Below are 23,864 nucleotides of genomic sequence, written 5' to 3'. Positions count from 1 at the left end.
TCATGCGTCGGGGAATGATCGATGGCGGGTCCGGGCGACAACACGCGCAACAAATCGAAGACGGGGTCTGAAGCCGACAGCTTCAAGCGCGCCGTCACCGTCTGCATGCGCGCGATTGCCGGCGACAAGGACCTCGAAGTCGGTTTCGCCAAGGATCGGCCGGCGCTCGCCGGCAGCCGCGCCCGGCTGCCTGAACTGCCAAAAAAAGCCTCGAAGGCCGACATCGCCATCACCCGCGGTCTCGGCGATTCCATGGCGCTGAAGCGCGCCTGCCACGACACGCGCATCCACACCAGGCTGGCGCCGGAGGGCAAACAGGCCCGCGCCATCTACGATGCGGTCGAGCAGGCCCGCGTCGAGGCTATCGGCTCGCGCGCCATGCAAGGGGTGGCCGACAATATCGGCTCGATGCTCGAGGACAAATACGCCAGGGCCAACCTCATCGACGTCAAGGACAAGGCGGACGCGCCGATCGAGGAAGCGCTGGCCCTGATGGTGCGCGAAAAGCTGACCGGCCGCGCCGTGCCGAAGAGCGGCGAGCGGCTGGTCGACCTCTGGCGCCCTTGGGTCGAGGAGAAGGCCAGCGCCGATCTCGACGGGCTGTCGGCAAAGCTCGACGACCAGCAGGCCTTCGCCCGCGTCGTGCGCGAGATGCTGGCTTCCATGGAAATGGCCGAGGAGCTCGGTGACGACCAGGAGACCGAAGATAGCGAGGACAATGACGAAAACCAGCCGCAAGGCGAGGAGCAGAGCGAAGAGGGTGGTGAGGACGATTCCGGCTCCGAGCAGTCGCAGTCGGACGACACCGAGGCGTCGTCGGACGACGAGCAATCGGCCGAGACGGAGGCATCCGATGCCACCGCCGACGACCTGTCCGACGATGACGACGCCGATGCCGAGACGCCCGGCGAGGCGCGCCGCAACGACAATCCCTTCACCAATCTGTCGAAGGAGATCGACTACAAGGTCTTCACCACCGCGTTCGACGAGACGGTGGGTGCGGAGGATCTGTGCGAAGAGGAAGAGCTGGATCGGCTGCGCGCCTTCCTCGACAAGCAGCTAGCCAACCTGTCCGGCGTCGTCGGCCGGCTGGCCAACCGGCTGCAGCGCCGGCTGATGGCGCAGCAGAACCGATCCTGGGATTTCGATCTCGAAGAGGGTTATCTCGATCCGGCGCGGCTGGTGCGCGTCGTCATCGACCCGATGCAGCCGCTGTCCTTCAAGCAGGAGCGCGACACCAAATTCCGCGACACGGTGGTGACGCTGGTGCTCGACAATTCGGGCTCGATGCGCGGCCGGCCGATCACGGTCGCCGCCACCTGCGCCGACATTCTGGCGCGCACGCTGGAACGCTGCGGCGTCTCGGTCGAGATCCTCGGCTTCACCACCCGCGCCTGGAAGGGCGGGCAGGCACGCGAGAAATGGCTGAAGGAAGGCAAGCCGCCCAATCCCGGCCGGCTCAACGATCTGCGCCATATCATCTACAAATCCGCCGACCATCCGTGGCGGCGGGCGCGGCGCAATCTCGGCCTGATGATGCGCGAGGGCCTGCTCAAGGAAAACATCGACGGCGAGGCGCTGCTGTGGGCGCACAACCGCCTGATCGCTCGGCCGGAGCAGCGCAAGATCCTGATGATGATCTCGGACGGCGCACCGGTCGACGATTCGACGCTGTCGGTCAATCCGGGCAACTATCTCGAGCGGCATCTGCGCGCGGTGATCGAACTGATCGAGACGCGCTCGCCGGTCGAGCTCCTGGCCATCGGCATCGGCCACGACGTTACCCGCTACTATCGCCGCGCCGTCACCATCGTCGATGCCGAGGAACTGGCCGGCGCCATGACCGAGCAACTGGCCTCGCTTTTTGGCGAGGAAAGTATGCGGGACACGCGACGCGGCGGCATGCGGCGCGCCGGATGATTTTTTCGCGGGGCGGCTTTCGGCACACGCTTTTCGCCGCCACAGCGCTGTTCGTTGCCGGCATCGCCTTGTCGCCTTGCATCGCCGCCGGCACCGTTTCGGTCGAGCCGATCGAAATCTCGGCACGGACCATAACTCGGTTTCACATCGGCCGTGACGAGAAGCGGTTCGGCCCGCTCGAATTCGTCGGCGGGCTGGAAATGACCTCGCCGTCACGCGATTTCGGCGCGCTGTCGGCGTTTCGCTTCCTCAAGCCCGGCAGTAATTTCATCGGCGTCGCCGATACCGGTTTCTGGTTCTTCGGCACCGTTACTCACGATGCCGAAAAGCGCCCGTCGGGCATCCAGAATTTCCGTATGCAGGAAATGGCCGACGAGGCGGGCCAGCTGATCGACGAGAAATGGGATGTCGACGCCGAAGGGCTTGCGGTCAAGGACGGCATTGCCACGGTCGGCTTCGAGCGCAACCCCCGTGTCGCCCAGTTCAGCATTGCCCCGGAAGAGATGAAGCCGCCGTTCAGGCAACTTGACTTCCTGGTTCCTGCCTGGGAGCTTCGCCGGAATCGCGGCTTTGAGACCATCACCCACGCCAATCCTCACGGGCAGCACGAAGGCGGGCTGGTCGTGGTGTCGGAAAAGAGCCTCGACAAATCAGGCAACATCTATGCGGCTGTTATCGAAGGGCCGCACAAAGGCGTTTTCACCGTCAAGCGCAACGGCGATTTCGATATCACCGACGGCGCCTTCCTGCCGGACGGCGACCTCTTGCTTTTGGAGCGCAGCTTTTCGATGGCCGGCGGCGTCAAGATGCGGCTGCGGCGCATCTATGGCGAAAGCGTCGAGAAGGGCGCCGTTGCCGACGGGCCGGTGCTGATGCAAGCCGACATGGGCTACCAGATCGACAATATGGAAGGTCTCGACGTCTGGACCCGCGACGACGGCGCGCTGATGGTGTCGCTGGTCTCGGACGACAACCACTCGGTGCTACAGCGTAATCTCTATCTGGAATTTGTGCTGCACGAGGATTGAGAGGCGGTCGGCAAAGGACGGCCGATAACAGGCTACAGCTTGGCGCCGGTTGCGGCAGGCTGGGGTCCGTTGGTCGCGATCCAGATGACGTGGCGCGCGCCGCGCTTGCCATTGGCGCGGACTTTGACTTCCTCGACCGCGAAGCCCGCCTGCTTGAGCCTGCGGGTAAAACCGCTGTCGGGTCCCTGCGACCAGACCGCCAGAACGCCGCCGGGCTTGAGCGCTGCTCTCGCGCTGATCAGCCCGGCCATACTGTAAAGAGCATCGTTTGCCTTGTGGACGATCCCTTCCGGACCGTTGTCGACGTCGAGCAGGATGACATCCCAGGCCGAGGGTTCCGATCGTATGAGCTGCCCGACATCCATTTCGCGAACAGTCACGCGCTGATCGTCGAGACAGCCGCCGAACACTGCCGCCATCGGGCCGCGTGCCCACGCCACGACGGCGGGCACCAACTCGGCGACAACGATACCGGCATCGGCGCCAAGCTCGGCAAGCGCGGCGCGGAGCGTGAAACCCATGCCCAGCCCGCCGATCAGGATTTTCGGCTGCCGGCGGCCGGCAATCCTTTGGCAGGACAGCCTCGCCAGCGCTTCCTCAGAACCGCTGAGGCGGCTGTTCATCAGCTCGTTCGAGCCGAGCATGATCGAGAACTCGGCGCCGCGTTGTTTCAGGCGCAACTCGTGGGCGCCGGCAGGCGTTTTCGCGGTATCTAGCTGGACCCACGGGATCATGCTCGAGAACCTGTGGGCATGATCTTTTCTCTATGCCGCCAGTGCCGGCTGGCTCCAGCGGGCGGCAAGCAGCCGGTAGGGGATCAGCGCCACCACGGCGATGATCAGCTTCACGCCGAGGTCGCCGAGCGCCCATGACACCCAGCGCATGGTCTCGACCGGCAGCACGCCCATCAGCGGCGGGGTTTCGAGCGCAAAGCCATCGTTGGGGCCAGCGAAGGCGAAAGCCGCCGAAAAAGCGATCGTGAAGAACACGGCGGTGTCGAACACCGAGCCGACCAGCGTGCCGACGATCGGCGCCCGCCACCAGCTCTGCCGGCGCAACCGGTTGAACACGGTCACGTCGAGCAGTTGCGCGATCAGGAACGCGGTGCCGGAAGCCGCCGCTATGCGCACCAGCCGGTCGACGGCCGTTTCGAATTCGATCAAGCCGTAGCGGAACAGCAAGGGCGGGATGACGACCGAGCAGATCACTGCCGTCGTGAAGCCGACAAACACGACCCGGCGCGCCACAGCCGGTCCGTAGCGGCGATTGGCGAGGTCGGTGACCAGGAAGGAGAACGGGTAGGTGAAGGCGCCCCAGGTCAGAATGTCGGCCAGCGACAGGCCGCCGATCGCACCCTGCAGCGGGAACTGCACGAGGATGTTCGACGCCACCACGACAAGCGCCATGGCCGCAACAAAGGGCAGGTATCGGGAGAAAGAGCTCATTTTTTTATCCTGGGTAATGGAACCAGCGGGGTGTCATGCCGAGTTCGGACGACACTCCTTGGAAGGCGGTTGCCTGAAAAAATTAAGCGGCCGGCTGTTCGGCAAGCTTCTTGGCGATCTGTTTCTTCAGCAGGCGCGCGCGCTGCGACAGCTCCTTGGCGTCGGCCTTGGCCAGGAACGCATCAAGGCCGCCGCGATGCTCGACCGAACGCAGCGCGTTGGCCGAAATGCGCAGGCGCACATTCTGGTTCAGCGCTTCCGAGATCAGCGTCACATTGACGAGATTGGGCAGGAAGCGACGCTTGCTCTTGTTGTTGGCGTGGCTCACATTGTTGCCGGACATGACTGCCTTGGCAGTGAGTTCGCAGGTGCGGGACATGGTTCTAAACCTTCAGTTCTCGGTCTGGCCAAACATTCGACCCGCGCCGAGTGGCGCGCGGTTTTCGGTCAGGCGGCCTTATGGAAAAAGTTGGCGTTCCATAGTTGCATTTCGGCGATGCGTCAAGCTCTGGCTTGCGCCCGGGTGTGACGACGCCTTTCACATAAAGGCCGAAATTCAGTCTATAAGCGGTCGCACAAGGAGATGCCAGGCTGGAGTTGCGCGCTTCTGCTGAAAATCGAGGATCGATCCCGCCATGCTTCGTTCGTCTCATGCGCTCCTTGCCTCGCTCGCCGTGGCGCTGCCGACGGCAACGTCTGCCGCCACGCAACAATCCTTCAAGGGCGAGTATACGGTTTCGGTCCACGGCTTCTCGGTGGCCAAAGCAAGCTTTTCCAGCAGTTACGAAGGCGATACCTATTCGATCGAGGGCAGCGTCTCCAGCGCCGGCCTCGCCACAATATTCGACGACACGCGTGGCACGGTCTCGTCGAAGGGCAAGATTTCGGGCAAGCAGTTGCAGCCGCAGGCGTTCCGCGCCGACTACAAATCGGGCGACAAGGCATCGATGATCGATATCCGGTTCGCCAACGGTACTGTTACCGCGACGAAGGTCGTGCCTGCGCCGAAGAAGCGCAATCCCAAGAACTGGATACCGCTGGCCGCCAGCCATCTCGCCTCGGTGCTCGATCCGATGGCCGCCACCGTCATCCATGCCGATAGTCTCTACAAGGTCTGCGGGCGCACGGTGAAGCTCTATGATGGCGAGATGCGCGCCAATCTGACGCTGACCTACGAGTCAAAAGGCTCGACCTCGGTGCGCGGCTACAAGGGCGATACCGTCACTTGCAGGCTGGGTTTTGAGCCGGTAGCGGGTTACCGCAAGAACCGCAAATCCTTGGATTACCTGAGAAAGCGCAGCCGTATCACGGTGACGTTTGCACCGGTCGGCCAAACCGGCGTATATGCGCCGATCCACGCCACGGTCGGTACGAAAATCGGCACCCTCACCGTCAGCGCGGAGCGGTTCGAAGCGACAAAATAGGCGCGATCGTGCGCCGCCGGAGACGGACATGGGGCGCGCAACACTGATCGGTTTCTCGGCGGTCGCCATGTGGGCGCTGCTGGCGCTGCTTACGGACGCTTCCGGCAAGGTGCCGCCATTCCTGCTTTCGGCGATCACCTTCACGATTGGCACCGGCGTTGGGCTCGTCGCGCGGCTGTTCACGCCGGCGGCCGCCAGCCGGCAGAAGATACCGCCGCAAGTATGGGTGATCGGCATTGCCGGCCTGTTCGGCTATCACTTCTTCTATTTCACCGCGCTGCGCAACGCGCCGGCGGTGGAGGCGAGCCTCATCGCCTATCTGTGGCCGCTGCTGATCGTGCTCGGATCGGCGCTGATGCCGGGCGAGCGGCTGGCCTGGAACCATGTCGTCGGCGCACTGCTCGGCCTTGCCGGCACTTTCCTGATCGTCACCAAGGGCGGCGGGCTTGCCTTCGACGCGCGCTATGCCTTCGGCTATGCGATGGCCGGCGTCTGCGCCGTGCTGTGGGCGTCCTATTCGCTGTTGTCGCGCCGCTTTCCGTCGGTGCCGACCAGCATTGTCACCTGGTTCTGTGCGGCCACGGCAGCGCTTTCGCTGATCTGCCATCTCATGCTGGAAGAGACGGTGCTGCCTGTCGGCGCCGGCCAGTGGCTGGCCGTGCTCGGCCTCGGCCTGATGCCGGTGGGCGCGGCCTTTTATGCCTGGGATATCGGCGTCAAGCGCGGCAACATCCAGGTGCTGGGCGCGGCAAGCTATGCCGCGCCGCTGCTGTCGACGCTGGTGCTGATATCAGCCGGGTTCGCCGAGCCGTCCCTGCGCATCCTCGCCGCCTGCGTGCTGATCACCGGCGGGGCAGCGCTTGCGGCGAAATCGCTGTTCTTGCGCAAGCGGGCTGCGAGCGAGGCAGGGGCGTGATGCCGTTTCCCGGCGGCATCGACGCCAATGCCAATGCGACGCTACTGTTTTCGCTGGCGGCGGCGGTGATCTACGCCTTCACCATCGACATGCCACAGACGCTTGCGCGTTCTGCGGTCAAGGCGCTGGCCGTTGCAATGCTTGCCGTGCTGGCATCGCTGCAGGGCGGTCCGTGGCTGCTCGTCGCTGCGCTGGCGCTCGGCGCCACCGGTGATGCGTTGCTGTCACGCGACGGTGAAAAGGCCTTTCTAGGCGGGCTGGCCAGTTTTCTCGTGGCGAATGGGCTTTACATCGCGCTGTTCCTGCGCTCCGGCGATGGCGTCGGGCTGTTTTTGGCCGAGCCGTGGCGCGCGGCGATTGCCGGGGCAATGGCCGTGTTCGCGCTCACCATGCTTTTTGCGCTCTGGCGTCGCGTCGGCCCCGCCCTGCGCCTTCCGATCAGCGTCTATATCGCGACAATTTTTGCCATGGGCATTTCGGCCCTCACTGTGAGCAATTTCTGGGTCGTCGGCGGCGCCGTGCTGTTCATGGCGTCCGACGGGCTGCTCGCCTCGGAAAAGTTCCTGCTGACCGCCATCTCGCCGCACCATATCTGGACGCGCCACGCGGTCTGGGTGCTGTATTATGCCGCCCAGCTGGCGATCACGATGGGTTTCCTGCTGGGTTAGGACTCCAGCCTGGTTCGGCCAGCTCGAAGGCGGCGAAAACGAAGCCCGGCGCCACGGTGCAGCCGACCAGCGTCCATTCGCCCAGGCTGCGCGCCGACTGCCACCAGCCTGCCGGCACGACGATCTGCGGCCGCTCGCCCGCCGCCAGTGCCGTGCCGAGCACCTGCTCGATCACCGGCCCGTTTTCCCGATGCATCGACAGTGCCAACGGCGCGCCGGCATAGAAATGCCAGACCTCGGCGGCGTCCTTGACGCGGTGCCAGGCCGATACTTGCTCCTGCTCCAAAAGGAAGTAGATCGCGGTCGAATGGCCGCGCGCGCCTTCCGCGCCATCGCGGAAGGTTTCGGCATACCAGCCGCCTTCCGGATGCGGTTTCAGGCCGAGCGTGGCGATGATTTCGGCGGAACTGGTCATTATTTCCAGCACGTCATGGTTCCAGACCATCAATGGTGCTCAGAAGTTGTCCTTGCGCTTGCGAATTTCGGCGAACACTTCGGCGTCGGAGGCGTTCTCCATGCCGAGATGCTTGCGGATTGCCGGATCGTGCCAGCGCAGGAACGGATTGGTCGAAAGTTCCTCGCCGATCGTGGTCGGCAGCGTCGGCTTGCCGTCGGCGCGCAGCGCCTCGATTTTTGCTGCGCGCTCCTTCAACGCCGAATTGGTCGGGTCGACGGTCAGCGCGAAGCGGGCGTTGGAAAGCGTGTATTCATGGCCGCAATAGACAACCGTCTCGGCCGGAAGTGCCGCGAGCTTCTTAAACGACTCGAACATCACCGGCGGCTTGCATTCGAACAGCCGGCCGCAGCCGAGCGCAAACAGCGTGTCGGCGGTGAACGCCACTTTCGACGCCGGCAGATGATAGGAGACATGGCCCGCCGTGTGGCCGGGCGTGGCGATCACGTCGATCCTCTCCTCGCCGAGGTGGATGACCGAACCCTGCTCGACGGTTTCGTCGATGCCGGGAATTTTTGCCTGTTCCGCCTCCGGTCCGACGATGCGCAGCTTGAACCGCTCCTTCAACGCCAGATTGGCCTCGACATGGTCGACATGGTGATGCGTGGTCAGGACCATCGTCGGCGTCCAGCCGGTACGCTCGATCGCGGCCAGGATCGGCGCCTCCTCGGGCGCGTCGATGATCGCGGTCTGGCCGCTTTTCGGGTTATGCACCAGCACGCCGAAATTGTCGCTGCGGCACATGAATTGTTCGATTTCAACCGGCATCGCATCTCTCCACGAGAGCGGTTCATCGTTTCACGGAAACGCCGAACCGCTCTATCTCCTTGTTTTTGCGCAATTCCGGACGGAAAACCGTTTCACACTTTTCCTGGAATTGCTCTAGTGCGCCGTGCGTCCAGTTGGACGCACAAAGGACGTTCTAACACTTTTATCTGCTGCATCGTGCTTTCCGAAATCGAAACTGGTTTCTGGCCGATCCAGCAGTCGCCGCAGACATAGGGCGCTTGCCCGCGGATGTCATCCGCCTTTGTAGAACTTGGCGCCTTTGTAGAACTTGGCGCCTTTGTAGAACTTGGCGCCTTTGTAGAACTTGGCGCCTTTGTTGAACTTGGACAGCATCGAAGATAGCGTGCCGCGCATGCATTCCGATATCGTCGACCTTCGCTCCTTTTATTCGACCACGCTCGGGCGATTGGCCGAACGCTCGATCACCATGGCGTTGTCCTCGATATGGGCTGTCGTGCCCAATGAGCGGCTGGTCGGCCTCGGCTACACCTTGCCGTGGCTGGAGCGGTTCGGCACCGATGCCGAACGTGTCTTTGCCTTCATGCCGGCGACGCAGGGCGCGGTGGTCTGGCCGGCCACCGGGCCGACCGCGACCGCATTGGTCTTCGATGAGGAATTGCCGCTGCTCGATGCCTCCATCGACCGCATGCTGCTCGTCCATTCACTCGAACATGCCGAGAACCCGCGCGAGACGCTGAACGAAATCTGGCGGGTGCTGTCGCCCGCCGGCCGCGTCGTCATTGTCGTGCCCAACCGGCGCGGTGTCTGGGCCCGTTTCGAGCATACGCCGTTCGGCAGCGGCCGGCCTTTCTCGCGCGGCCAGCTCACCGAATTGCTGCGCGAGGCGAATTTCACGCCCGCGGCCTGGTCCGACGCCCTGTTCTTTCCGCCATCGCGGCGACGCTTCATGATGCAGTTCCACAATGTGCTGGAGCGCGCCGGCCGCAGGTTCTGGCCGATCTTTTCCGGCGTTATCGTGGTCGAGGCGCAGAAGCGGCTCTATCAGGGCGTGCCGGTCGTCCAGCGCGCCTCCCGCCGCGTCTTCGTGCCGGTTTTCTCGCCGCATGGTGCCACAAGGCTCGGCCGGATATCGCGGACCGGGAACGCGCCGTCGCCGGGCCGTAGATGACGTTTTCGTGATCGGAATCACGCTTTTTTCCCACCTATCTGTCGTGGGCGGGTTTTGGTACCCGATTGAGTCGACTTGTTCACCGGTTTCAGCACCGTCTGCGAATTCAAGGGTCTTCATCAATGGCTGATCATCCGGATTTCGAAGCCAGCGCCAAGCCGATTGCCGCGTCGGTCGAGGCCAGCAGCCTGCGCGACCAGCTGGCGACAATCAGGCTGGCGCTGGCGAAGTCGCCGATCCGCAAACAACTGCTCTGGGCATGCGTCGGCATAGTCGCCGTCATTGTGGCAACCTCGATCGGGCAGGTTCTGCTCAATCGCTGGAACGAGCCTTTTTACGACGTGCTGGCTCGGCGCGACATGCAGGGTTTCCTGCACCAGCTTCTGGTGTTTGCCGCCATCGCCGGCGGGCTTGTGGTGCTCAACGTCGGCCAGACCTGGCTCGACCAGACGATCCGGCTGAAGCTGCGTGAGGCGTTGACCGTCGATCTGATCGGTGAATGGATGCGGCCGGCGCGCGCTTTCCGGCTCGCCAACGCCGGCGCCATTGGCGTCAACCCCGACCAGCGCCTGCAGCAGGATGCCGGGCATCTCTCCGATCTTTCCACCGGTCTCGGCATAGGGCTATTGCAGTCGTTCATTTTGCTTGTTTCGTTCGTCGGCGTCCTATGGTCGCTGTCTTCCGGCTTCGTCTTCCATATCGGCGGCTATTCGCTGGCGATTCCGGGCTACATGGTGTGGGCCGCGATCCTCTATGCCGGCACCGCCTCCTGGCTGAGCTGGCTGGTCGGACGGCCGCTCATCCGCTTCAACAGCGACCGCTACACGCGCGAGGCGGAGCTGCGCTCCTCGGTGGTCCGCGTCAACGAGAATGTCGATGCCATCGCGCTTGCGCATGGCGAGGCCGACGCGCGACGACGGCTTGAGCTCGACCTCGGCACGGTACTGGGCGCGATGCGGCGCATCTACAGCGCCCAGATCAATCTTTCCTGGGTGACCGATACCTATGGTTGGATCACTGTCGTCGCGCCGATCCTCGTCGCGTCGCCGGTCTATTTCGCCGGTGATATCAGCTTCGGCGGGCTGATGATGGCTGTCGGCGCCTTCAACCAGGTGCATTCCTCGTTGCGCTGGTTCATCAACAATATCGGCGGCATCGCCGATTGGCGCGCCACGCTGATGCGCGTCGCCGATTTCCGCATCGCGCTTGCTGAAACGGATGTGCTCCACCACACCGAGAGGCGCATCGAGTTCGGCGAAAATCCGGACGGCAGGCTGACATTCGAGAACCTTGAGATTGCGTCGCGGGATGGATGTACGAAGCTCGCCGAGCCGCATGTCGAAATCCGTGCCGGCGAGCGCGTCATGATCACCGGAGATCCGCGCGCCGGCAAGACGCTGTTCTTCCGTGCCATTGCCGGTCTGTGGCCGTGGGGAAGCGGGCGGATCGGCATGCCGGCCGGAGAGGTGCCGGCCTTCGTTCCCCGCAAACCCTATTTCCCGCTTGGCACGCTGCGCGAGGTGCTCAACCACGCCGATGCGGCGGTCAGCGACGCCGAGATCTCGGCGGTGCTTGCCGAGGTCGGTCTCGGGCGGCTGTCGTCCTCGCTCGACCGGTCGGCGCGCTGGGAGCGCGAATTGAGCGATGACGAACAGCGCCTGCTTGCCTTTGGCCGGCTGGTCTTGCGGCAGCCGAAATGGGTGATCATCGACGAGGCTTTGGATACGTTCGACAGCGCGACGCTGCGGCGGGTGCTGTCGATGCTGGAGGCACGCCTTGCCAACGCCGCGATCCTCAATATCGGCCGTGGCCAGCAGAATATTGAATTCTTCCCGCGCTCATTGGCGATCGTGAAAGACGTCGAGCGACCGGCTCTCAAGCCAGTCCGCGTCAGGGCCGGCGCGATCGAACCACCCCCGGCCGTCGCCAAAGCCCGCCAACAGGCATAGCCGGCCGTACAGCCAAGCTTTATTTTGCCGTGATCGCGGGGAAAGATTGCCGGTATCGTTCGGAAGCCTGCGGCATTGGACCCATGCTTGATGCGCTTAAAGCGCGTCCCGGTGAAGAGATTCATGCGACACGCTTTAAATCTTTGTTTCGATGCTTGTCGTTACCCCAAAACCGCTGCGCAGTTTTGGGCGACATGCATTAGCCTGCTTGCCTGCCTTGCCTGCGCCCAGGCAGCACCACTGGCCGCGCCCGCCGACACCATTGCGGTGGACGTCGAACTGGTGCTGGCGGTCGACATCTCGCACTCGATGGACGAAAAGGAATTCGCCCTGCAGCGCGCCGGCTATGTCAAGGCACTGCGCCACCCCGACTTCATCAGTGCGGTGCGTTCGGGTGTGACCGGCCGCATTGCGCTGGCCTATTTCGAATGGGCAGGCACCGTCCGCGACGATGCCGTCATAGCCTGGCAGGTCATCGACGATGCTGAGAGCGCCGAGGCATTCGCCGACAAGATCGAGGCGCGCCCGTTCAGGAGCTTTCGCGGCACCTCGATTTCCAGTGCGCTCGCCTTCGGCGCCAAGCTTTTGGATGGAGCCGCTTTCGACGCGACGCGCAGCGTCATCGACATCTCAGGCGATGGCCCCAACAATATCGGGATGCCCGTCACCACGACACGCGACGCCGCGATAGCAAAGGGCATCGTCATCAATGGCCTGCCGATCCTGATCAGCCCGTCGCCCAGCTTCAGCCATCTCGACCAATACTATGCCGAGTGCGTAACAGGCGGGCCAGGCTCCTTCGTGCTGCCGGTCTATGCCGCTTCGGAATTCGTGACAGCCATACGCCGCAAGCTGGTCCTCGAGGTCAGCGGTGTTGCCAATCCCAAGGCCGGTCCCAAGGGCGGTCCCAGTGCCGATCCCGGATCCGTCCCGGTCGATGCGGCAGCACCGGTCGACTGTTTGCAAGGCGAGCGCGGTCGGCGGCTTTTCTCCGATCCGTATTTTCCGGAACTTGATCGCTAATTAGAATGGGTCGACGAATGGCGATCGGTCCCAGATGTCTCCGGACTCGGGCCGGCTGGCCGAAGCGAAGGGCCGCCGCTATCGCTTCAGCAGGAACACCGCCTGCTGGCCAAAGAAATTCCAGAACCACCATGGCATCGACAGGCCGATTTTCTGGCCATTGGCGTCGAGCGCGGTTGCCTTTTCCACTGTTGCGCCGAGCTCCTCGCAGAGATTGACGAAGTCGCGAATGGTGCAGAAATGGATGTTGGGCGTGTCGTACCAGGAATAGGGCAGATCCTTGGTCACCGGCATCCGCCCTTCGAGGAACAGCGAAAGGCGCACCCGCCAGTGGCCGAAATTGGGGAAGGAGACGATGGCGTGCTTGCCGATCCTGAGCAATTCGTCGAGCACCAGCTTCGGGTTGCGGGTCGCCTGCAAGGTCTGCGACAGGACGACGAAATCGAAACCCTTGTCGGGATAGAATTTGAGGTCCTTGTCGGCGTCGCCCTGGATGACGGACAGGCCGCGCGCGACGCATTCGTTGACGCCGCGCTGTGACAGTTCCATCCCGCGGCCGTCGACCTGCTTGGTCGCCTGCAGCAGTTCGAGCAGCAGACCATCACCGGAGCCGACGTCCAGCACCCGCGACTGCGGCGGGATGAGATCGGCGACGACTTCGAGGTCGACACGCTGAGCGTGGTTGACACTCATGATCGTGCCTTTTGTCTGGCACATGACCTTGATCCGAAAAGTCTGCAATCTTTCGGGGTCATGCGCTGAGCCCCCTGGCGCGGGCCGCCGAGGCGATGAAGCCGTTGATGGCGGCGAACAGCTCCGGTTCGTCGAGCAGGAAGGCGTCGTGGCCGCGATCGGTCTCTATCTCGACGAAGGACACCGAGGCGCCGGCGGCGTTCAGCGCATGAACGACCGAGCGGCTCTCCTCGGTCGGGAACAGCCAGTCGCTGGTGAAGGAGACCAGGCAGAAACGGGTCTTAGTGCCGGCAAAGGCGTCGGCGAGCCGGCCGCCATGGTCGGCGGCGAGGTCGAAATAGTCCATCGCCCGGGTCATATAGAGATAGGAGTTGGCGTCGAAGCGGTCGACGAAGGTCATGCCCTGATGGCGCAGATAGCTCTCGATCTGGAAGTCTGCGTCGAAACCGAAGGTCAGCGCTTCACGGTCCTGCAGGTTGCGGCCAAATTTTCGGTGCAGGGCCGCCTCCGACAGATAAGTGATGTGAGCGGCCATGCGCGCCACGGCCAGTCCCTTTTCCGGGCGCTTGCCCTGCTCGAAATATTTGCCGCCATGCCAGTCGGGATCGGCCATCACCGCTTGCCGGCCGACCTCATGGAAGGCGATGTTCTGCGAGGAATGGCGCGCGCCGGTGGCGATCGGCAGCGCCGAGAAAACGCGCTCGGGAAAGCTCGACGCCCATTGCAGCACCTGCATGCCGCCCATCGAGCCGCCCAGCACCGAGAACAGTTTTTCGATGCCGAAATGGTCGACCAGCATCAACTGCGCCCGCACCATGTCGCGGATGGTGATGATCGGCAGGTCGAGCCCGTAGGGCTTGCCGGTGGCGGGATTGGTCGTGGCGGGGCCGGTCGAGCCGAGGCAGCCGCCGATGACGTTTGAGCAGATGACGAAGAAGCGGCTGGTGTCGATGATCTTGCCGGGGCCGATCAGCACTTCCCACCAGCCCGGCTTGCCGGTCACTGGATTGGTGCTGGCGACATGCTGGTCGCCGGTCAGCGCATGGCAGACGAGGATGGCGTTGGAGCGGGCGTCATTGAGCGTGCCGTAGGTCTTGTAGGCGATCTGGAACGGCGACAGCAGTGTGCCGGCATCGAGCTTGAGCGGCTTGTCGGCGCCGAAACGCAATACCGGGCTCGATGGCTCGTCGGCCTCGTTGTTGGTTCTTTTCATGCGCAGCGCGACCATCGCGTCCTCTTACATTAACCCATCGCGAAATCGATTCCGATTTTCGGGTCGATGCGATTGTCCGGCCAGCAACGGACAAAAAAACCGGCATTGCCTTCGCAAAGCCGGTTACAGGATGCAAACGGCCCTTTAGCGAGTTGTTTAACGTGGCTGCAAGCCGACCGGCCAAATCACCACGGGATTTCGCCTTTCTTCTAGGACCGGCGCGCCTCGGCGTCAACGGCCAGCGCTCACCGATCATAGCCGCCTCTCGACATTCCGGGCCACGGCTTGTATTTCCGCTGCGCTTCCCGGGTAGAAACGTTCTCGACGGATTTTTGCAATATGAACCAGGCATCGGATCAGGCACGTCCAACGCCCCGCGCGGGCATCATGGACATCGAAGCCTATGTGCCGGGCAAAAGCACGGCGCCGGCCGGCGTTGCCAAGGTCCACAAATTGTCGTCGAACGAGAATCCGCTCGGCCCCTCGCCGAAGGCGATTGAAGCCGCGCGCGACGTCGCCGCCAAGCTCGACCTATATCCCGACGGCACCGCCAGGCGCCTGCGGGAGGCGATCGCCGAGGTGCATGGCCTTAACCCGGCGAACATCGTCTGTTCCAATGGTTCCGACGAGATTCTGGGCCTGCTCGCGCAGACCTATCTCGCGCCTGGCGATGAAGCCGTCATCACCGAACACGGCTTCATGGTCTACAAGATCTACATTCAGTCGGCAGGCGCTGTGCCGGTGTTTGTCAAGGAAACCAATGAGCGCGCCGACGTCGATGCGATCCTCGCTGCGGTGACGCCGCGTACCAGGATCGTTTTCCTCGCCAATCCCAACAACCCGACCGGCACCTATTTGCCGTTCCAGGAGGTGCGCCGCCTGCATGCCGGCCTGCCTCGAAACGTGCTTCTGGTGCTGGATGCAGCCTATGCCGAATATGTCCGCCGCAACGACTACGAAGCCGGCGTCGAACTGGTGGCTGGCGCGGAAAACGTGGTCATGACCCGCACCTTCTCCAAGCTCGGCCTTGGCGGCGCTCGGATCGGCTGGATGTACGCGCCGATGCATGTCATCGATGCGATCAACCGCGTGCGGGGTCCCTTCAACGTCAACGCGACGGCGATCGAGGCCGGCATTGCCGCGATCCGCGACCGCGCCCATGTCGAGCGCAGCGTGGCGCATAACGAGACCTGGCTGACCTGGGTGAGCGAGGAGTTGACCAGGCTCGGACTGCGGGTGACGCCGAGTGTCGGCAATTTCGTCCTCATCCACTTTCCCGAGGACAAAAAACATTCGGCGGCAGCTGCGGACGATTACCTCTCCGCACGCGGCTACATATTGCGGCGCGTTTCCGGTTACGGTTTCCCGAATGCGCTGCGCATGAGCATCGGCACCGAAGAGGCCAATCGCGGCGTTGTCGCCGCCCTCGCGACATTTCTGAAAAGCTAGAACACCATGACATCACCGATGTTCGAAAAGATCGCCCTGGTCGGCATCGGCCTGATCGGCTCGTCGCTGGCCCGCGTAATTCATCGCGAAGGCCTTGCCCGCCACGTCGCCATCTCGACGCGCAGTGAAACGACGCTGGCGCGGGCGAAGGAACTCGGCCTCGGCTCCTCCTACACGACGGACGCGAAAGAGGCGGTCCGCGATGCCGACCTGGTCATCGTTTCGGTGCCGGTCGGTTCTTCGGGCGAGGTCGCCGAGGAAATCGCACCGGCGCTGAAGCAGGGCGCCATCCTCACCGATGTCGGCTCGACCAAGGCCTCGGTCATTGCGCAGATGCAGCCGCATGTGTCTGCTGGCGTGCATTTCATTCCCGGCCACCCGCTGGCCGGCACTGAAAAATCGGGTCCGGACGCCGGCTTTGCCGAATTGTTCGAAAACCGCTGGTGCATCTTCACGCCGTTGCCCGGCACCGATCCGGCGGCACTGGAAAAGCTCTCGGAATTCTGGCGCCGCTGCGGCTCCAACATCGACACGATGGATCCCCAGCATCACGACATGACGCTGGCCATCGTCTCGCACCTGCCGCACATCATCGCCTATAACATCGTCGGCACCGCCGACGATCTGGAGTCGGTGACCAAGTCCGAGGTCATCAAATATTCGGCCTCCGGCTTTCGCGATTTCACGCGCCTTGCCGCTTCCGACCCGACGATGTGGCGGGATGTCTGCCTGCACAACAAGGATGCCATCCTCGAAATGCTGGCGCGGTTCTCGGAGGATCTGGCCTCGCTGCAGCGGGCGATCCGCTGGGGCGACGGCGAAAAGCTGTTCGACCTGTTCACCCGCACCCGCGCCGTGCGCCGCTCGATCATCGAGGCCGGCCAGGACATCGACGTGCCGGACTTTGGCCGGCAGGCAGTCGAGCATCCGGCCAAGGGATAGAGCATCGGACCCGTATCGGTTTTGGGTAAAATCCGATGCTCAAGCAAACGATAGAGCGGCGGTACGATTCGCTTTGAAAGCCCGCCGCGCGCTCAGGCCGGCCAGTGAGCCGCCATCATCGCCAGTGTCTCGGCCCTGTCCGGCGCACCCAGCCTGCCGCCGAAGCGCTGGCATTTGAGCGCGGCGGCGGCGCTGGCAAAGCGCAATGTCCGTTCGATCGGCATCGCCTCGGCCAGCCCGACGGCAAAGGCGCCGTGAAACACGTCGCCGGCGGCAAGCGTATCCACTGCCTTGATCCTTGGCGCCGCGACGTGGCGCACCGATCCCACCGAGCGGTCGAACCACCAGCTCCCTGCCGCGCCGCCGGTCACCGCGACGAATGCATCGGTGCGCCTGGCCAGTGCTTCACAAGCCCTTTGCGGACCTTGCTCCTCGCAGAGGATGAACGCCGCCGGCTCCGACGCGACGATATGCGAGGCGAGCGGAAACAGCCGTTCCAGCACGTCCGGTGGTGCGGTGTCGGCGTCGAGGATTGCCGGACGGCCGATTGCGCGCGCCGCCGCCATTGCCAGAGCTGCTGCGCCCGGCCAGCGCACATCGACCAGGACAGCGTCGAATGCGGTGATATCTTGGGTCGGGAGCGCCTCAGGGTCGACCTGGGCGAGCTTGTCATAGAACGGAACAATAATGCGCTCGCCATGCGTGTCGACCAGGATCGCCGACAGTGCCGACCGCGCGCCGGTGACGCGCCGGACAAAGCTGCAATCGACGCCTTCAGCCTCGATGCCGGCGACCAGCTGATCGCCGACGAGGTCGTCTCCTGCGCTCGCCCATAGCGATACGTCCGCGCCGAGGCGGCGTGCGGCGCAGGCCGCGCTCGAAGCCATGCCCGAGGCGATCTGGACGCCGTCGGCCGCGATGAACTTGCCCTGACGTGCCGGAAGCGTGTCGACGCGAAGGATCGTATCGAGCGTCAGCGCGCCAACACTGAGGAGCTTCACCGGGCGGTTCATCTATCTTCCTGTCTGACCATGGTCTTTCCGAACTTGAGGTTCGCAATCATGGCCTAATCGACCGGATTGATCCTGCCCAGCGGGATAAAACCGAGCGAGGCCTTGCCCTTGACGATCTTGAGCGGCATCGACGGTTCGTTGCCGAGCAGCGCCAGCCCGGCAAAGCCGGTTTTGATCTGGCTCTTCTGCTCCGGGATTGCCTCGCCAAGGATTTCGGCTACCGCCCTTGGGTCGCTGAGCTTGATCATCAAATCGGCGTCGATCAGCCCGTCGGCATCGACCGAAACCGGTCCGGAAACGGTGACGCGCGCGCTCCCCGACGACAGATCGAGCTTGCCGATATCGACCGCCTGGCCGCGCAGGCTCTCTGTTTGTGTCTTGATCAGCGCCACGCCGTTCTTCAGCGTCACGTCGCCGCCGCCGTCGAGCGGCGGCAGCACGCGGCCATCGATCGCCCCTGGATCGATTTCGAGATCGGTAAATCTCCCGGAATAGTCGACGTCCTCCCCATTCGGACGCAGCTGTCCGGCCGCTCTCCCGGCGCTGAACAGCTCGACCGGGTCCGTGCCATCGGCCGGATCGGTCTGGGCTGACAGGCCCTCGGCCTCCAGTGAGACACGCCGGGGCAGGGGCCAGGACAGTTTGACATTCGCTCGCAGATTGTCCCAGTCGATCCACAGCGGCGCCATCCCCGGCACCGAGGTCCTGAGCGGGCCCCGCAGGTCGGCGCCGGGCGACAGGATCTGGGTGATGTGCGTGACTGCTTTGAGGCTGCCGAGCGAGGCGGCGACGTTCCTGGCGTCGTCCTGATAAGCCAGGCTGTCGCAGGAAACGGCGAAGCTCAGCGGATAGCCACTGACCGTGAGATTGGCGCAGTCCGCCTCGATGCCATCGCGGTTGAGCTCGGCCACCGCTTTGTCGGCTTCACTCTTGACCTTGTCTGCCAGGTAGAACCAGCCGGCACTGTAGAGGCCGAACAGCACGACGATGAAAGCGGCAAGCCAGAATAGACGGCGGCGAAAATTCGGCGGGCGCTCGTCACTTGACGTCATGCTGCGGCTCTCGTTAGCGCGTGTTGCAGAGGGGACTGTCGTTTCCGGCAACATCAGGTAGACGGAGACGGATTTTAAAAAACACCGATTCCAGTGCGGTGCTGCAACCAGGCTTGGCGATATGGGCGATTTTTGGGTTTTTGGCTACGGTTCGCTGATCTGGCGGCCGGGATTTGCACATGTCGAGACGCGGCGCGCCCGCCTCCATGGCTACCGCCGCTCGCTGTGCGTCTACTCCTTCGTGCATCGCGGCACGCGCGAACGGCCCGGCCTTGTGCTCGGCCTCGACCGTGGCGGCTCCTGCATTGGGCTGGCCTTCCGCGTCCCCGGCGATCTGCGCAACGAGGTCATCACCTATCTGCGCGAGCGCGAGCTGGTCACCAATATCTATATCGAGCGCATGCTTAGCATTCGCCTCGACAAGGGGGACACGGGTGGTGCCGATAAGGCTGGGGGCGAGACGGACGGAGGCGAGACGGTCTCGGCGGTCGCCTATGTCGTTGATCGTGCCCACGAGCAATATGCCGGCGCGCTCGATGCTGCCGATGCGGCGAGCGTCGTTCGCGGTGCCGTCGGCCAGTCGGGAAAGAACGAGGACTACGTGCTCAGCACGCTGGAGCACCTCGAAGCGCTGGGCATTCGCGACCACTGGCTGGAAGAGGTAGTGAAACGGATCGGGTCGTGATCTTCTTTCGTTGTTTGACCATGATTCCGAAAACCGGTTCCCAATTTTTGTGTCGCTGACCTTCGGTTCGGGATGATGGTCCGGGTTACATCCTGAAAATCTGCTTTCCGAGATCGGCGCGATCCAGGCTGTTTGTCACGGCGAGCTCGAACTCCGCCAGCGGATGGATGCCGCCAACAGGGACATGGAAATCGGGTTGGCCGAAGATGTCGACAATCTCGCGCAACACTGGCCGATCGGCTTCGACAGGCGGCGAAAAGAAGTAGCGGTAGATATTTGCCCTGATCTCGAGGCCGCTCAGCAGCACGTCGAAATTGTGCAGTTCAAAACGCTCGGTGCTCATGCCGCCATTGATAACCATCTGCCCGCCCATCGCGAGGGTGCGGATCAATTCGCCACTGACGGGTCCGCCGACATTATCGATGATCCCGTTCAGCCCGGCGCCGTCGGTCATGTCCATGACTGCTTCCCTGATGCCGACCTTCAAACCCGACAGATCGAGGATGGCTGTGGCGCCAAGCCGCTTCAGGTCCAGCCTGTCGCGAGATCGTCGCACGAGCGCGATCACGTTGATGCCGCGCCGTTGGGCGAACTGCATCACCATCGTCGAAACCGATGAATAGCCGGCCGTGACGGCCAGCCATTGTCTAGGCTGCACACGGGAACCCTCCAGCAGGTCCCAGGCGGTGATGGGGTTCACCATCTGCCCGGCGCGTTCGACCGGATAGTCGGCGGGCAGCGGGATCAGCCAAGCGGCCGGAACGGCCGCATATTCAGCCCAGCTGTTGTAGTAGCTGAATGCGACAAGCGTGCCCGGTTTCAAGCCGACGTTCGCGCCCACGGCCTCGACAATGCCGGCGCCATGGTTTCCGGCGATCTGGCGGGGGAAATGCGGCTTCTTCGGTTCGGGATAGAGGTTCTCGATGAACAGAAAGTCGCCAGGGTTGATCGAGGCGGAGACCATCCTGAGCAGCACCTCACCGTCGCCGATTCGCGGCATGGCCAGGTCGTCGAGATAGAGCACGTCCTGCGGCGAGCCGATTGCGGCGAATACAACTGCTTTCATGGTGGTCTCCAATAGGGCGATCTGGCCATGCAATCTGGACGCGGCCAGATTGCAGGCACCGGTGTTTGCATCGGCGTCGCGGAACCTAAGGCCGCTGGCAAAAATCGGAATTGGCAGATTTGACAATCTATGTGCTAAACTTGCCAAAGCTGTTCAAAGGAGCCATCTTGGGCAATCGTCCCGTCCACGCCGTGATCTGGCTGCCGTCGACCTTCTATTCGGCCGTTGCCGCGACACTTGTCGAAATGTTCGAACTGGTGAACACCATTCGCGGCGCGCCGGTGATTTCCTTCGAATTCGTGGCGCGGCAGGCCGACGCCACGACGACGCCTGGAATCTCCTTCCACACCAGACGCGAACCCTCGCAGCGCATGGACCTGCTGATCCTGCTGGCCTTGCCCGGCATGCAAATCCCGGAGCTTGTTGCCGCGCTGGAGGAAGAGAGCCGCCACGCCGCGCCGCTTATCGCAGGCGCGCAACGCGACGGCGCCATCATCGCCGCGCATTGCGGTGCCGGTTACTTCCTGGCAGACGCCGGCCTTCTCGACCGAAAGCGCGCGACGATCTCCTGGTGGCTGAAAACCGATGCTCAGCGCCGCTTTCCGAAGGTGCGTTGGGACGCTTCACGTGTGCTGATCGGGAACGGACCGATCTACACTTGCGGCGGCGGTTTTTCAGGCCTGGAGCTCGGCAAGGCGCTTCTGCGGGATCTTGGCTTCGCCAGGGAGGAACGACTGGTTCGCAAATTGCTCGTGTTGCCGCCGTCGCGGCAGCTTCAGACACCCTACGAGTTCCCGCTCACCGATCTGCTGCCTTCGCATGAGCCGTTCCGCGACCGGCTCGAAACCTTGTCCAGAAAACAGCTCGGAGCGCTCGACCTTGCCTTCCTCGGCGCGCAACTCGGTCTGTCGCCGCGAACGCTGGCGCGCCGGTTTTCCGATGAATTGCACACCACTCCCGGCCGATGGATCCAGGACCGGCGCCTTGAGGCCGCGAAGGCGCTTCTTGAAAGCACCAAACTCGGTGTTTCGGAAATATGTTATCAGGTCGGGTACCGGGATACGGCGTCATTCAGCCGGCTTTTCAACCGCGTGGTCGGACTGCCGCCTGGTGAATACCGGCGCCAGAGCCAGTAACATCGGCTGCAACTTCGAACGCGGCGGGTCGCGCGCTTGTGAAGCGCTGGTCCGTCCGAAAAGGGCGGCCAGGCCTTTGACCTCGGCGCGGTAAGACCTAGGTTAAGCGAGGGCTTTTCGCCCGCTTCTTTCCATTCCCCACGGAGATCAGCCTTGCAGAAACGTCGTCTCGGTCAAACCGACCTGTCCATCGCGCCGCTGGGCGGCAACGTCTTCGGCTGGACCGCCGACGAGAAAACCTCTTTCGACCTGCTCGACCGGTTCGTCGGCGCCGGCCTCGACACAATCGACACCGCCGATGCCTATTCGCGCTGGGTTCCCGGCAACAAGGGCGGCGAATCCGAAACGATCATCGGCAAATGGATGAAAAGCCGCGGCAATCGCGACAACGTCGTGGTGATCACTAAGGTCGGGTCGGACATGGGACAGGGCAGGAAAGACCTCTCCGCGGCCTATATCGAAAAGGCCATCGATGCGTCGCTAAAGCGGCTGCAAACCGATGTCGTCGACCTTTATCTGTCACACTGGCCGGACCCGGCCACCCCTTACGAGGAAACGCTCGGCGCCTACCAAAAGCTGCTCGACAAGGGCAAGGTCCGCCACGTCGGCGCCTCCAATCTCGATGCCGGCCAGCTGCGCGCCGCGCTCGACGTGGCAAGCCTGCGGGGCCTGCCGCGCTATGCGGTGCTGCAGCCGGAGTACAACCTCTATGACCGCGCCTCCTTCGATGGGCCGCTGCGCGATCTGTGCATGGCCGAGGGTATCGGCGTCATCACCTATTTCAGCCTCGCCAAAGGGTTTTTGAGCGGCAAGTACCGCAGCCAGGCCGATCTCGGCAAAAGCGCGCGCGGCGACCACGTGAAAGAGTACCTCAACGCGCGCGGCATGCGCATCCTGGCGGCACTCGACGCCGTGTCGGCGCGTCACGCGGCCAATCCGGCGGAAGTGGCGCTCGCCTGGGTGATCGCGCGGCCCGGCGTCACCGCGCCGATCGCCAGTGCCACGACAATGGATCAGGTCGACAGCCTCGTCCACGCCGCATCATTGGAGCTCAGTCCGGACGATATTGCCGAGCTCGACAGCGCGACCGCATAGACGCCAGCGCGAGCGGCGGCTTGATCAAACAGCAGCCAAGAACCGTGCGCGGCCTGCGCCGGAAAGGTTCCCTGCACGATCGTTCAAGACGCCCTGGTGTGCCCTGCCATACCATTGCCGGCATCGCGCCTGGATACTGGTATACAGATGGCCGAACTGGTCTTTTCCCATCCGGAACTATGGCAGCAATTGCTCGCGCTTGTGCTGGCATCGGCGGTCGTGATGGGCAGTCCGGGGCCGGCGACGATAAGCGTCACCGCCGTTGGCGCCGCCTTCGGCCTGCGCGATTCGCTCCGCTACGCCTCGGGCATCATTCTTGGTACGGTCGCCGTGCTTTTGGTCGTCGCGACGGGCACTACGGCCATGATCTCCTCAGTGCCGAAGCTCACACCGCTCCTGGCGGTGGCATCCGCAGCCTACATCCTCTACCTCGCCTTCAAGATAGCAACGGCGCCGCCTCTGGCAGCGCGTATCGGCGGGGCGGCACGTCCCACATTCTTCGGCGGGTTTCTTCTGGCCGTCGCCAACCCGAAAGCCTATGCGGCGATTGCCGCCGTGTTTGCCGGCACGTCGTCCGCCGGTGAGCTCGATGCAGGGCTCAAGCTGGCGGTCCTCGCTTCGATGATCGTCGCCATCCATGTCCTGTGGCTTCTCGCCGGGGCAGCCTTTGCGCGCTTCCTGCGCAAACCGCTGGCCTCGCGGATCATCAATCTGAGCTTCGCGGCAATACTGGTTTTGACAACGGCGCTGGCTGTGTTTCCCTAGGGGAATACTG

General features: G+C 63.4%; 25 protein-coding genes and 1 riboswitch. Of the genes, 14 read left to right on the top strand and 11 right to left on the bottom strand.

From position 1 onward, the window contains the following. Positions 1 to 21: 21 nt before the first annotated feature. A complete protein-coding gene (gene cobT / locus NMG70_RS32320; protein WP_254028233.1) occupies positions 22 to 1,920 on the top strand; it encodes a cobaltochelatase subunit CobT in 1,899 nt (632 codons plus the stop codon). Continuing rightward, the gene (locus tag NMG70_RS32315; RefSeq protein WP_254028232.1) at positions 1,917 to 2,948 is read left to right on the top strand and encodes an esterase-like activity of phytase family protein; all 1,032 of its coding nucleotides are present in this window, start codon (positions 1,917 to 1,919) and stop codon (positions 2,946 to 2,948) included. Before cobT ends, NMG70_RS32315 begins: the two co-directional genes overlap by 4 nt. Positions 2,949 to 2,980: 32 nt before the next feature. On the opposite strand, the gene NMG70_RS32310 is transcribed toward NMG70_RS32315, so the two are convergent. The 3 genes from NMG70_RS32310 to rpmB all read right to left on the bottom strand — a co-directional run bounded on the left by NMG70_RS32310 (position 2,981) and on the right by rpmB (position 4,772). Further along, positions 2,981 to 3,682, bottom strand: a complete 702-nt coding sequence (locus NMG70_RS32310) for a spermidine synthase (RefSeq protein WP_254028231.1) — start codon at positions 3,680 to 3,682, stop codon at positions 2,981 to 2,983. Between the two features lie 30 nt (positions 3,683 to 3,712). Then, positions 3,713 to 4,393 (bottom strand): queuosine precursor transporter, encoded by a 681-nt coding sequence (locus NMG70_RS32305; RefSeq protein WP_254028230.1) that lies wholly within the window; start codon positions 4,391 to 4,393, stop codon positions 3,713 to 3,715. A gap of 82 nt (positions 4,394 to 4,475) precedes the next feature. Further along, entirely contained in the window at positions 4,476 to 4,772 is a 297-nt protein-coding gene (rpmB, locus tag NMG70_RS32300) for a 50S ribosomal protein L28 (protein ID WP_023797188.1), read from the bottom strand. Between the two features lie 256 nt (positions 4,773 to 5,028). On the opposite strand from rpmB, the gene NMG70_RS32295 reads away from it, so the two are divergent. The 3 genes from NMG70_RS32295 to NMG70_RS32285 are packed head-to-tail and all read left to right on the top strand — an operon-like array spanning position 5,029 to position 7,401. After that, on the top strand, positions 5,029 to 5,817 hold the full coding sequence (locus tag NMG70_RS32295; protein ID WP_254028229.1) for a DUF3108 domain-containing protein: 789 nt from the start codon (positions 5,029 to 5,031) through the stop codon (positions 5,815 to 5,817). Between the two features lie 28 nt (positions 5,818 to 5,845). After that, entirely contained in the window at positions 5,846 to 6,733 is an 888-nt protein-coding gene (yddG, locus tag NMG70_RS32290; protein WP_254028228.1) for an aromatic amino acid exporter YddG, read from the top strand. Beyond that, positions 6,733 to 7,401 carry a lysoplasmalogenase family protein gene (locus NMG70_RS32285; protein ID WP_254028227.1) on the top strand — a complete coding sequence of 223 codons (669 nt, stop codon included), beginning with the start codon at positions 6,733 to 6,735 and terminating at the stop codon, positions 7,399 to 7,401. Before yddG ends, NMG70_RS32285 begins: the two co-directional genes overlap by 1 nt. On the opposite strand, the gene NMG70_RS32280 is transcribed toward NMG70_RS32285, so the two are convergent. The 3 genes from NMG70_RS32280 to NMG70_RS32755 form a co-directional block, all read right to left on the bottom strand. Continuing rightward, positions 7,376 to 7,816, bottom strand: a complete 441-nt coding sequence (locus NMG70_RS32280) for a cupin domain-containing protein (RefSeq protein WP_254028273.1) — start codon at positions 7,814 to 7,816, stop codon at positions 7,376 to 7,378. The two genes, NMG70_RS32285 and NMG70_RS32280, sit on opposite strands and share 26 nt — an antisense overlap. Positions 7,817 to 7,855: 39 nt before the next feature. Then, positions 7,856 to 8,623, bottom strand: coding sequence for a hydroxyacylglutathione hydrolase (gene gloB, locus NMG70_RS32275; RefSeq protein ID WP_254028226.1), 768 nt, complete (start codon positions 8,621 to 8,623; stop codon positions 7,856 to 7,858). 252 nt (positions 8,624 to 8,875) lie between these two features. After that, the gene (locus NMG70_RS32755; RefSeq protein ID WP_301555202.1) at positions 8,876 to 8,998 is read right to left on the bottom strand and encodes a hypothetical protein; all 123 of its coding nucleotides are present in this window, start codon (positions 8,996 to 8,998) and stop codon (positions 8,876 to 8,878) included. Between NMG70_RS32755 and NMG70_RS32270 the strand changes: the two genes are divergently transcribed. The 3 genes from NMG70_RS32270 (at position 8,997) to NMG70_RS32260 (ending at position 12,745) form a co-directional block, all read left to right on the top strand. Then, positions 8,997 to 9,773, top strand: a complete 777-nt coding sequence (locus NMG70_RS32270) for a class I SAM-dependent methyltransferase (RefSeq protein WP_254028225.1) — start codon at positions 8,997 to 8,999, stop codon at positions 9,771 to 9,773. The two genes, NMG70_RS32755 and NMG70_RS32270, sit on opposite strands and share 2 nt — an antisense overlap. Positions 9,774 to 9,895: 122 nt before the next feature. Beyond that, positions 9,896 to 11,722 carry an ABC transporter ATP-binding protein/permease gene (locus NMG70_RS32265; RefSeq protein ID WP_254028224.1) on the top strand — a complete coding sequence of 609 codons (1,827 nt, stop codon included), beginning with the start codon at positions 9,896 to 9,898 and terminating at the stop codon, positions 11,720 to 11,722. Between the two features lie 123 nt (positions 11,723 to 11,845). Beyond that, on the top strand, positions 11,846 to 12,745 hold the full coding sequence (locus NMG70_RS32260) for a DUF1194 domain-containing protein (RefSeq protein WP_254028223.1): 900 nt from the start codon (positions 11,846 to 11,848) through the stop codon (positions 12,743 to 12,745). 78 nt (positions 12,746 to 12,823) lie between these two features. Here the strand turns inward: NMG70_RS32260 and metW are convergent, their stop codons facing one another. After that, entirely contained in the window at positions 12,824 to 13,438 is a 615-nt protein-coding gene (gene metW, locus NMG70_RS32255) for a methionine biosynthesis protein MetW (protein WP_254028272.1), read from the bottom strand. A 58-nt stretch (positions 13,439 to 13,496) separates the two neighbouring features. Beyond that, complete coding sequence (gene metX / locus NMG70_RS32250; RefSeq protein WP_254028222.1) at positions 13,497 to 14,666, bottom strand: homoserine O-acetyltransferase MetX; 1,170 nt, start codon at positions 14,664 to 14,666, stop codon at positions 13,497 to 13,499. Positions 14,667 to 14,775: 109 nt separating this feature from the next. Continuing rightward, a riboswitch (SAM riboswitch) is annotated at positions 14,776 to 14,853 on the bottom strand. 137 nt (positions 14,854 to 14,990) lie between these two features. Here metX and hisC point away from each other — a divergent pair. Both hisC and NMG70_RS32240 read left to right on the top strand, forming a co-directional pair. Then, positions 14,991 to 16,100: a histidinol-phosphate transaminase gene (gene hisC, locus NMG70_RS32245; RefSeq protein WP_254028221.1), complete on the top strand. Its 1,110-nt coding sequence runs from the start codon at positions 14,991 to 14,993 to the stop codon at positions 16,098 to 16,100. 6 nt (positions 16,101 to 16,106) lie between these two features. Next, positions 16,107 to 17,042, top strand: coding sequence for a prephenate/arogenate dehydrogenase family protein (locus NMG70_RS32240; protein WP_254028220.1), 936 nt, complete (start codon positions 16,107 to 16,109; stop codon positions 17,040 to 17,042). A gap of 92 nt (positions 17,043 to 17,134) precedes the next feature. Here the strand turns inward: NMG70_RS32240 and NMG70_RS32235 are convergent, their stop codons facing one another. Together NMG70_RS32235 and NMG70_RS32230 are read right to left on the bottom strand one after the other, a co-directional pair. Beyond that, positions 17,135 to 18,055, bottom strand: coding sequence for a sugar kinase (locus tag NMG70_RS32235; RefSeq protein WP_254028219.1), 921 nt, complete (start codon positions 18,053 to 18,055; stop codon positions 17,135 to 17,137). A gap of 53 nt (positions 18,056 to 18,108) precedes the next feature. Next, positions 18,109 to 19,107 (bottom strand): DUF2125 domain-containing protein, encoded by a 999-nt coding sequence (locus NMG70_RS32230; protein WP_254028218.1) that lies wholly within the window; start codon positions 19,105 to 19,107, stop codon positions 18,109 to 18,111. Between the two features lie 121 nt (positions 19,108 to 19,228). Here NMG70_RS32230 and NMG70_RS32225 point away from each other — a divergent pair, with 121 nt between their 5' ends. Next, on the top strand, positions 19,229 to 19,792 hold the full coding sequence (locus tag NMG70_RS32225; protein WP_254028217.1) for a gamma-glutamylcyclotransferase: 564 nt from the start codon (positions 19,229 to 19,231) through the stop codon (positions 19,790 to 19,792). Between the two features lie 85 nt (positions 19,793 to 19,877). Here NMG70_RS32225 and NMG70_RS32220 read toward each other — a convergent pair whose 3' ends face one another. Further along, positions 19,878 to 20,858 (bottom strand): quinone oxidoreductase family protein, encoded by a 981-nt coding sequence (locus tag NMG70_RS32220; protein WP_254028216.1) that lies wholly within the window; start codon positions 20,856 to 20,858, stop codon positions 19,878 to 19,880. A 167-nt stretch (positions 20,859 to 21,025) separates the two neighbouring features. On the opposite strand from NMG70_RS32220, the gene NMG70_RS32215 reads away from it, so the two are divergent. The 3 genes from NMG70_RS32215 to NMG70_RS32205 all read left to right on the top strand — a co-directional run bounded on the left by NMG70_RS32215 (position 21,026) and on the right by NMG70_RS32205 (position 23,854). Continuing rightward, positions 21,026 to 21,994, top strand: a complete 969-nt coding sequence (locus tag NMG70_RS32215; protein WP_254028215.1) for a GlxA family transcriptional regulator — start codon at positions 21,026 to 21,028, stop codon at positions 21,992 to 21,994. 153 nt (positions 21,995 to 22,147) lie between these two features. After that, positions 22,148 to 23,089 (top strand): aldo/keto reductase, encoded by a 942-nt coding sequence (locus tag NMG70_RS32210; protein WP_254028214.1) that lies wholly within the window; start codon positions 22,148 to 22,150, stop codon positions 23,087 to 23,089. A 147-nt stretch (positions 23,090 to 23,236) separates the two neighbouring features. Next, positions 23,237 to 23,854, top strand: coding sequence for a LysE family translocator (locus NMG70_RS32205; RefSeq protein WP_254028213.1), 618 nt, complete (start codon positions 23,237 to 23,239; stop codon positions 23,852 to 23,854). Positions 23,855 to 23,864 lie beyond the last annotated feature (10 nt).

Source organism: Mesorhizobium ventifaucium, assembly GCF_935822925.1.
GTDB classification, from domain to species: Bacteria; Pseudomonadota; Alphaproteobacteria; order Rhizobiales; family Rhizobiaceae; genus Mesorhizobium; species Mesorhizobium ventifaucium.
This window is presented reverse-complemented; position numbering and strand designations above follow the sequence as displayed.

Bases quoted from the DNA above. Each gene is read 5' to 3' on its own strand.
- cobT (WP_254028233.1), top strand. From the start codon at position 22: ATGGCGGGTCCGGGCGACAACACGCGCAACAAATCGAAGACGGGGTCT.
- NMG70_RS32315 (WP_254028232.1), top strand. From the start codon at position 1,917: ATGATTTTTTCGCGGGGCGGCTTTCGGCACACGCTTTTCGCCGCCACA.
- NMG70_RS32310 (WP_254028231.1), bottom strand. From the start codon at position 3,682: ATGATCCCGTGGGTCCAGCTAGATACCGCGAAAACGCCTGCCGGCGCC.
- NMG70_RS32305 (WP_254028230.1), bottom strand. From the start codon at position 4,393: ATGAGCTCTTTCTCCCGATACCTGCCCTTTGTTGCGGCCATGGCGCTT.
- rpmB (WP_023797188.1), bottom strand. From the start codon at position 4,772: ATGTCCCGCACCTGCGAACTCACTGCCAAGGCAGTCATGTCCGGCAAC.
- NMG70_RS32295 (WP_254028229.1), top strand. From the start codon at position 5,029: ATGCTTCGTTCGTCTCATGCGCTCCTTGCCTCGCTCGCCGTGGCGCTG.
- yddG (WP_254028228.1), top strand. From the start codon at position 5,846: ATGGGGCGCGCAACACTGATCGGTTTCTCGGCGGTCGCCATGTGGGCG.
- NMG70_RS32285 (WP_254028227.1), top strand. From the start codon at position 6,733: ATGCCGTTTCCCGGCGGCATCGACGCCAATGCCAATGCGACGCTACTG.
- NMG70_RS32280 (WP_254028273.1), bottom strand. From the start codon at position 7,816: ATGACCAGTTCCGCCGAAATCATCGCCACGCTCGGCCTGAAACCGCAT.
- gloB (WP_254028226.1), bottom strand. From the start codon at position 8,623: ATGCCGGTTGAAATCGAACAATTCATGTGCCGCAGCGACAATTTCGGC.
- NMG70_RS32270 (WP_254028225.1), top strand. From the start codon at position 8,997: ATGCATTCCGATATCGTCGACCTTCGCTCCTTTTATTCGACCACGCTC.
- NMG70_RS32755 (WP_301555202.1), bottom strand. From the start codon at position 8,998: ATGCGCGGCACGCTATCTTCGATGCTGTCCAAGTTCAACAAAGGCGCC.
- NMG70_RS32265 (WP_254028224.1), top strand. From the start codon at position 9,896: ATGGCTGATCATCCGGATTTCGAAGCCAGCGCCAAGCCGATTGCCGCG.
- NMG70_RS32260 (WP_254028223.1), top strand. From the start codon at position 11,846: ATGCGACACGCTTTAAATCTTTGTTTCGATGCTTGTCGTTACCCCAAA.
- metW (WP_254028272.1), bottom strand. From the start codon at position 13,438: ATGAGTGTCAACCACGCTCAGCGTGTCGACCTCGAAGTCGTCGCCGAT.
- metX (WP_254028222.1), bottom strand. From the start codon at position 14,666: ATGGTCGCGCTGCGCATGAAAAGAACCAACAACGAGGCCGACGAGCCA.
- hisC (WP_254028221.1), top strand. From the start codon at position 14,991: ATGAACCAGGCATCGGATCAGGCACGTCCAACGCCCCGCGCGGGCATC.
- NMG70_RS32240 (WP_254028220.1), top strand. From the start codon at position 16,107: ATGACATCACCGATGTTCGAAAAGATCGCCCTGGTCGGCATCGGCCTG.
- NMG70_RS32235 (WP_254028219.1), bottom strand. From the start codon at position 18,055: ATGAACCGCCCGGTGAAGCTCCTCAGTGTTGGCGCGCTGACGCTCGAT.
- NMG70_RS32230 (WP_254028218.1), bottom strand. From the start codon at position 19,107: ATGACGTCAAGTGACGAGCGCCCGCCGAATTTTCGCCGCCGTCTATTC.
- NMG70_RS32225 (WP_254028217.1), top strand. From the start codon at position 19,229: ATGGGCGATTTTTGGGTTTTTGGCTACGGTTCGCTGATCTGGCGGCCG.
- NMG70_RS32220 (WP_254028216.1), bottom strand. From the start codon at position 20,858: ATGAAAGCAGTTGTATTCGCCGCAATCGGCTCGCCGCAGGACGTGCTC.
- NMG70_RS32205 (WP_254028213.1), top strand. From the start codon at position 23,237: ATGGCCGAACTGGTCTTTTCCCATCCGGAACTATGGCAGCAATTGCTC.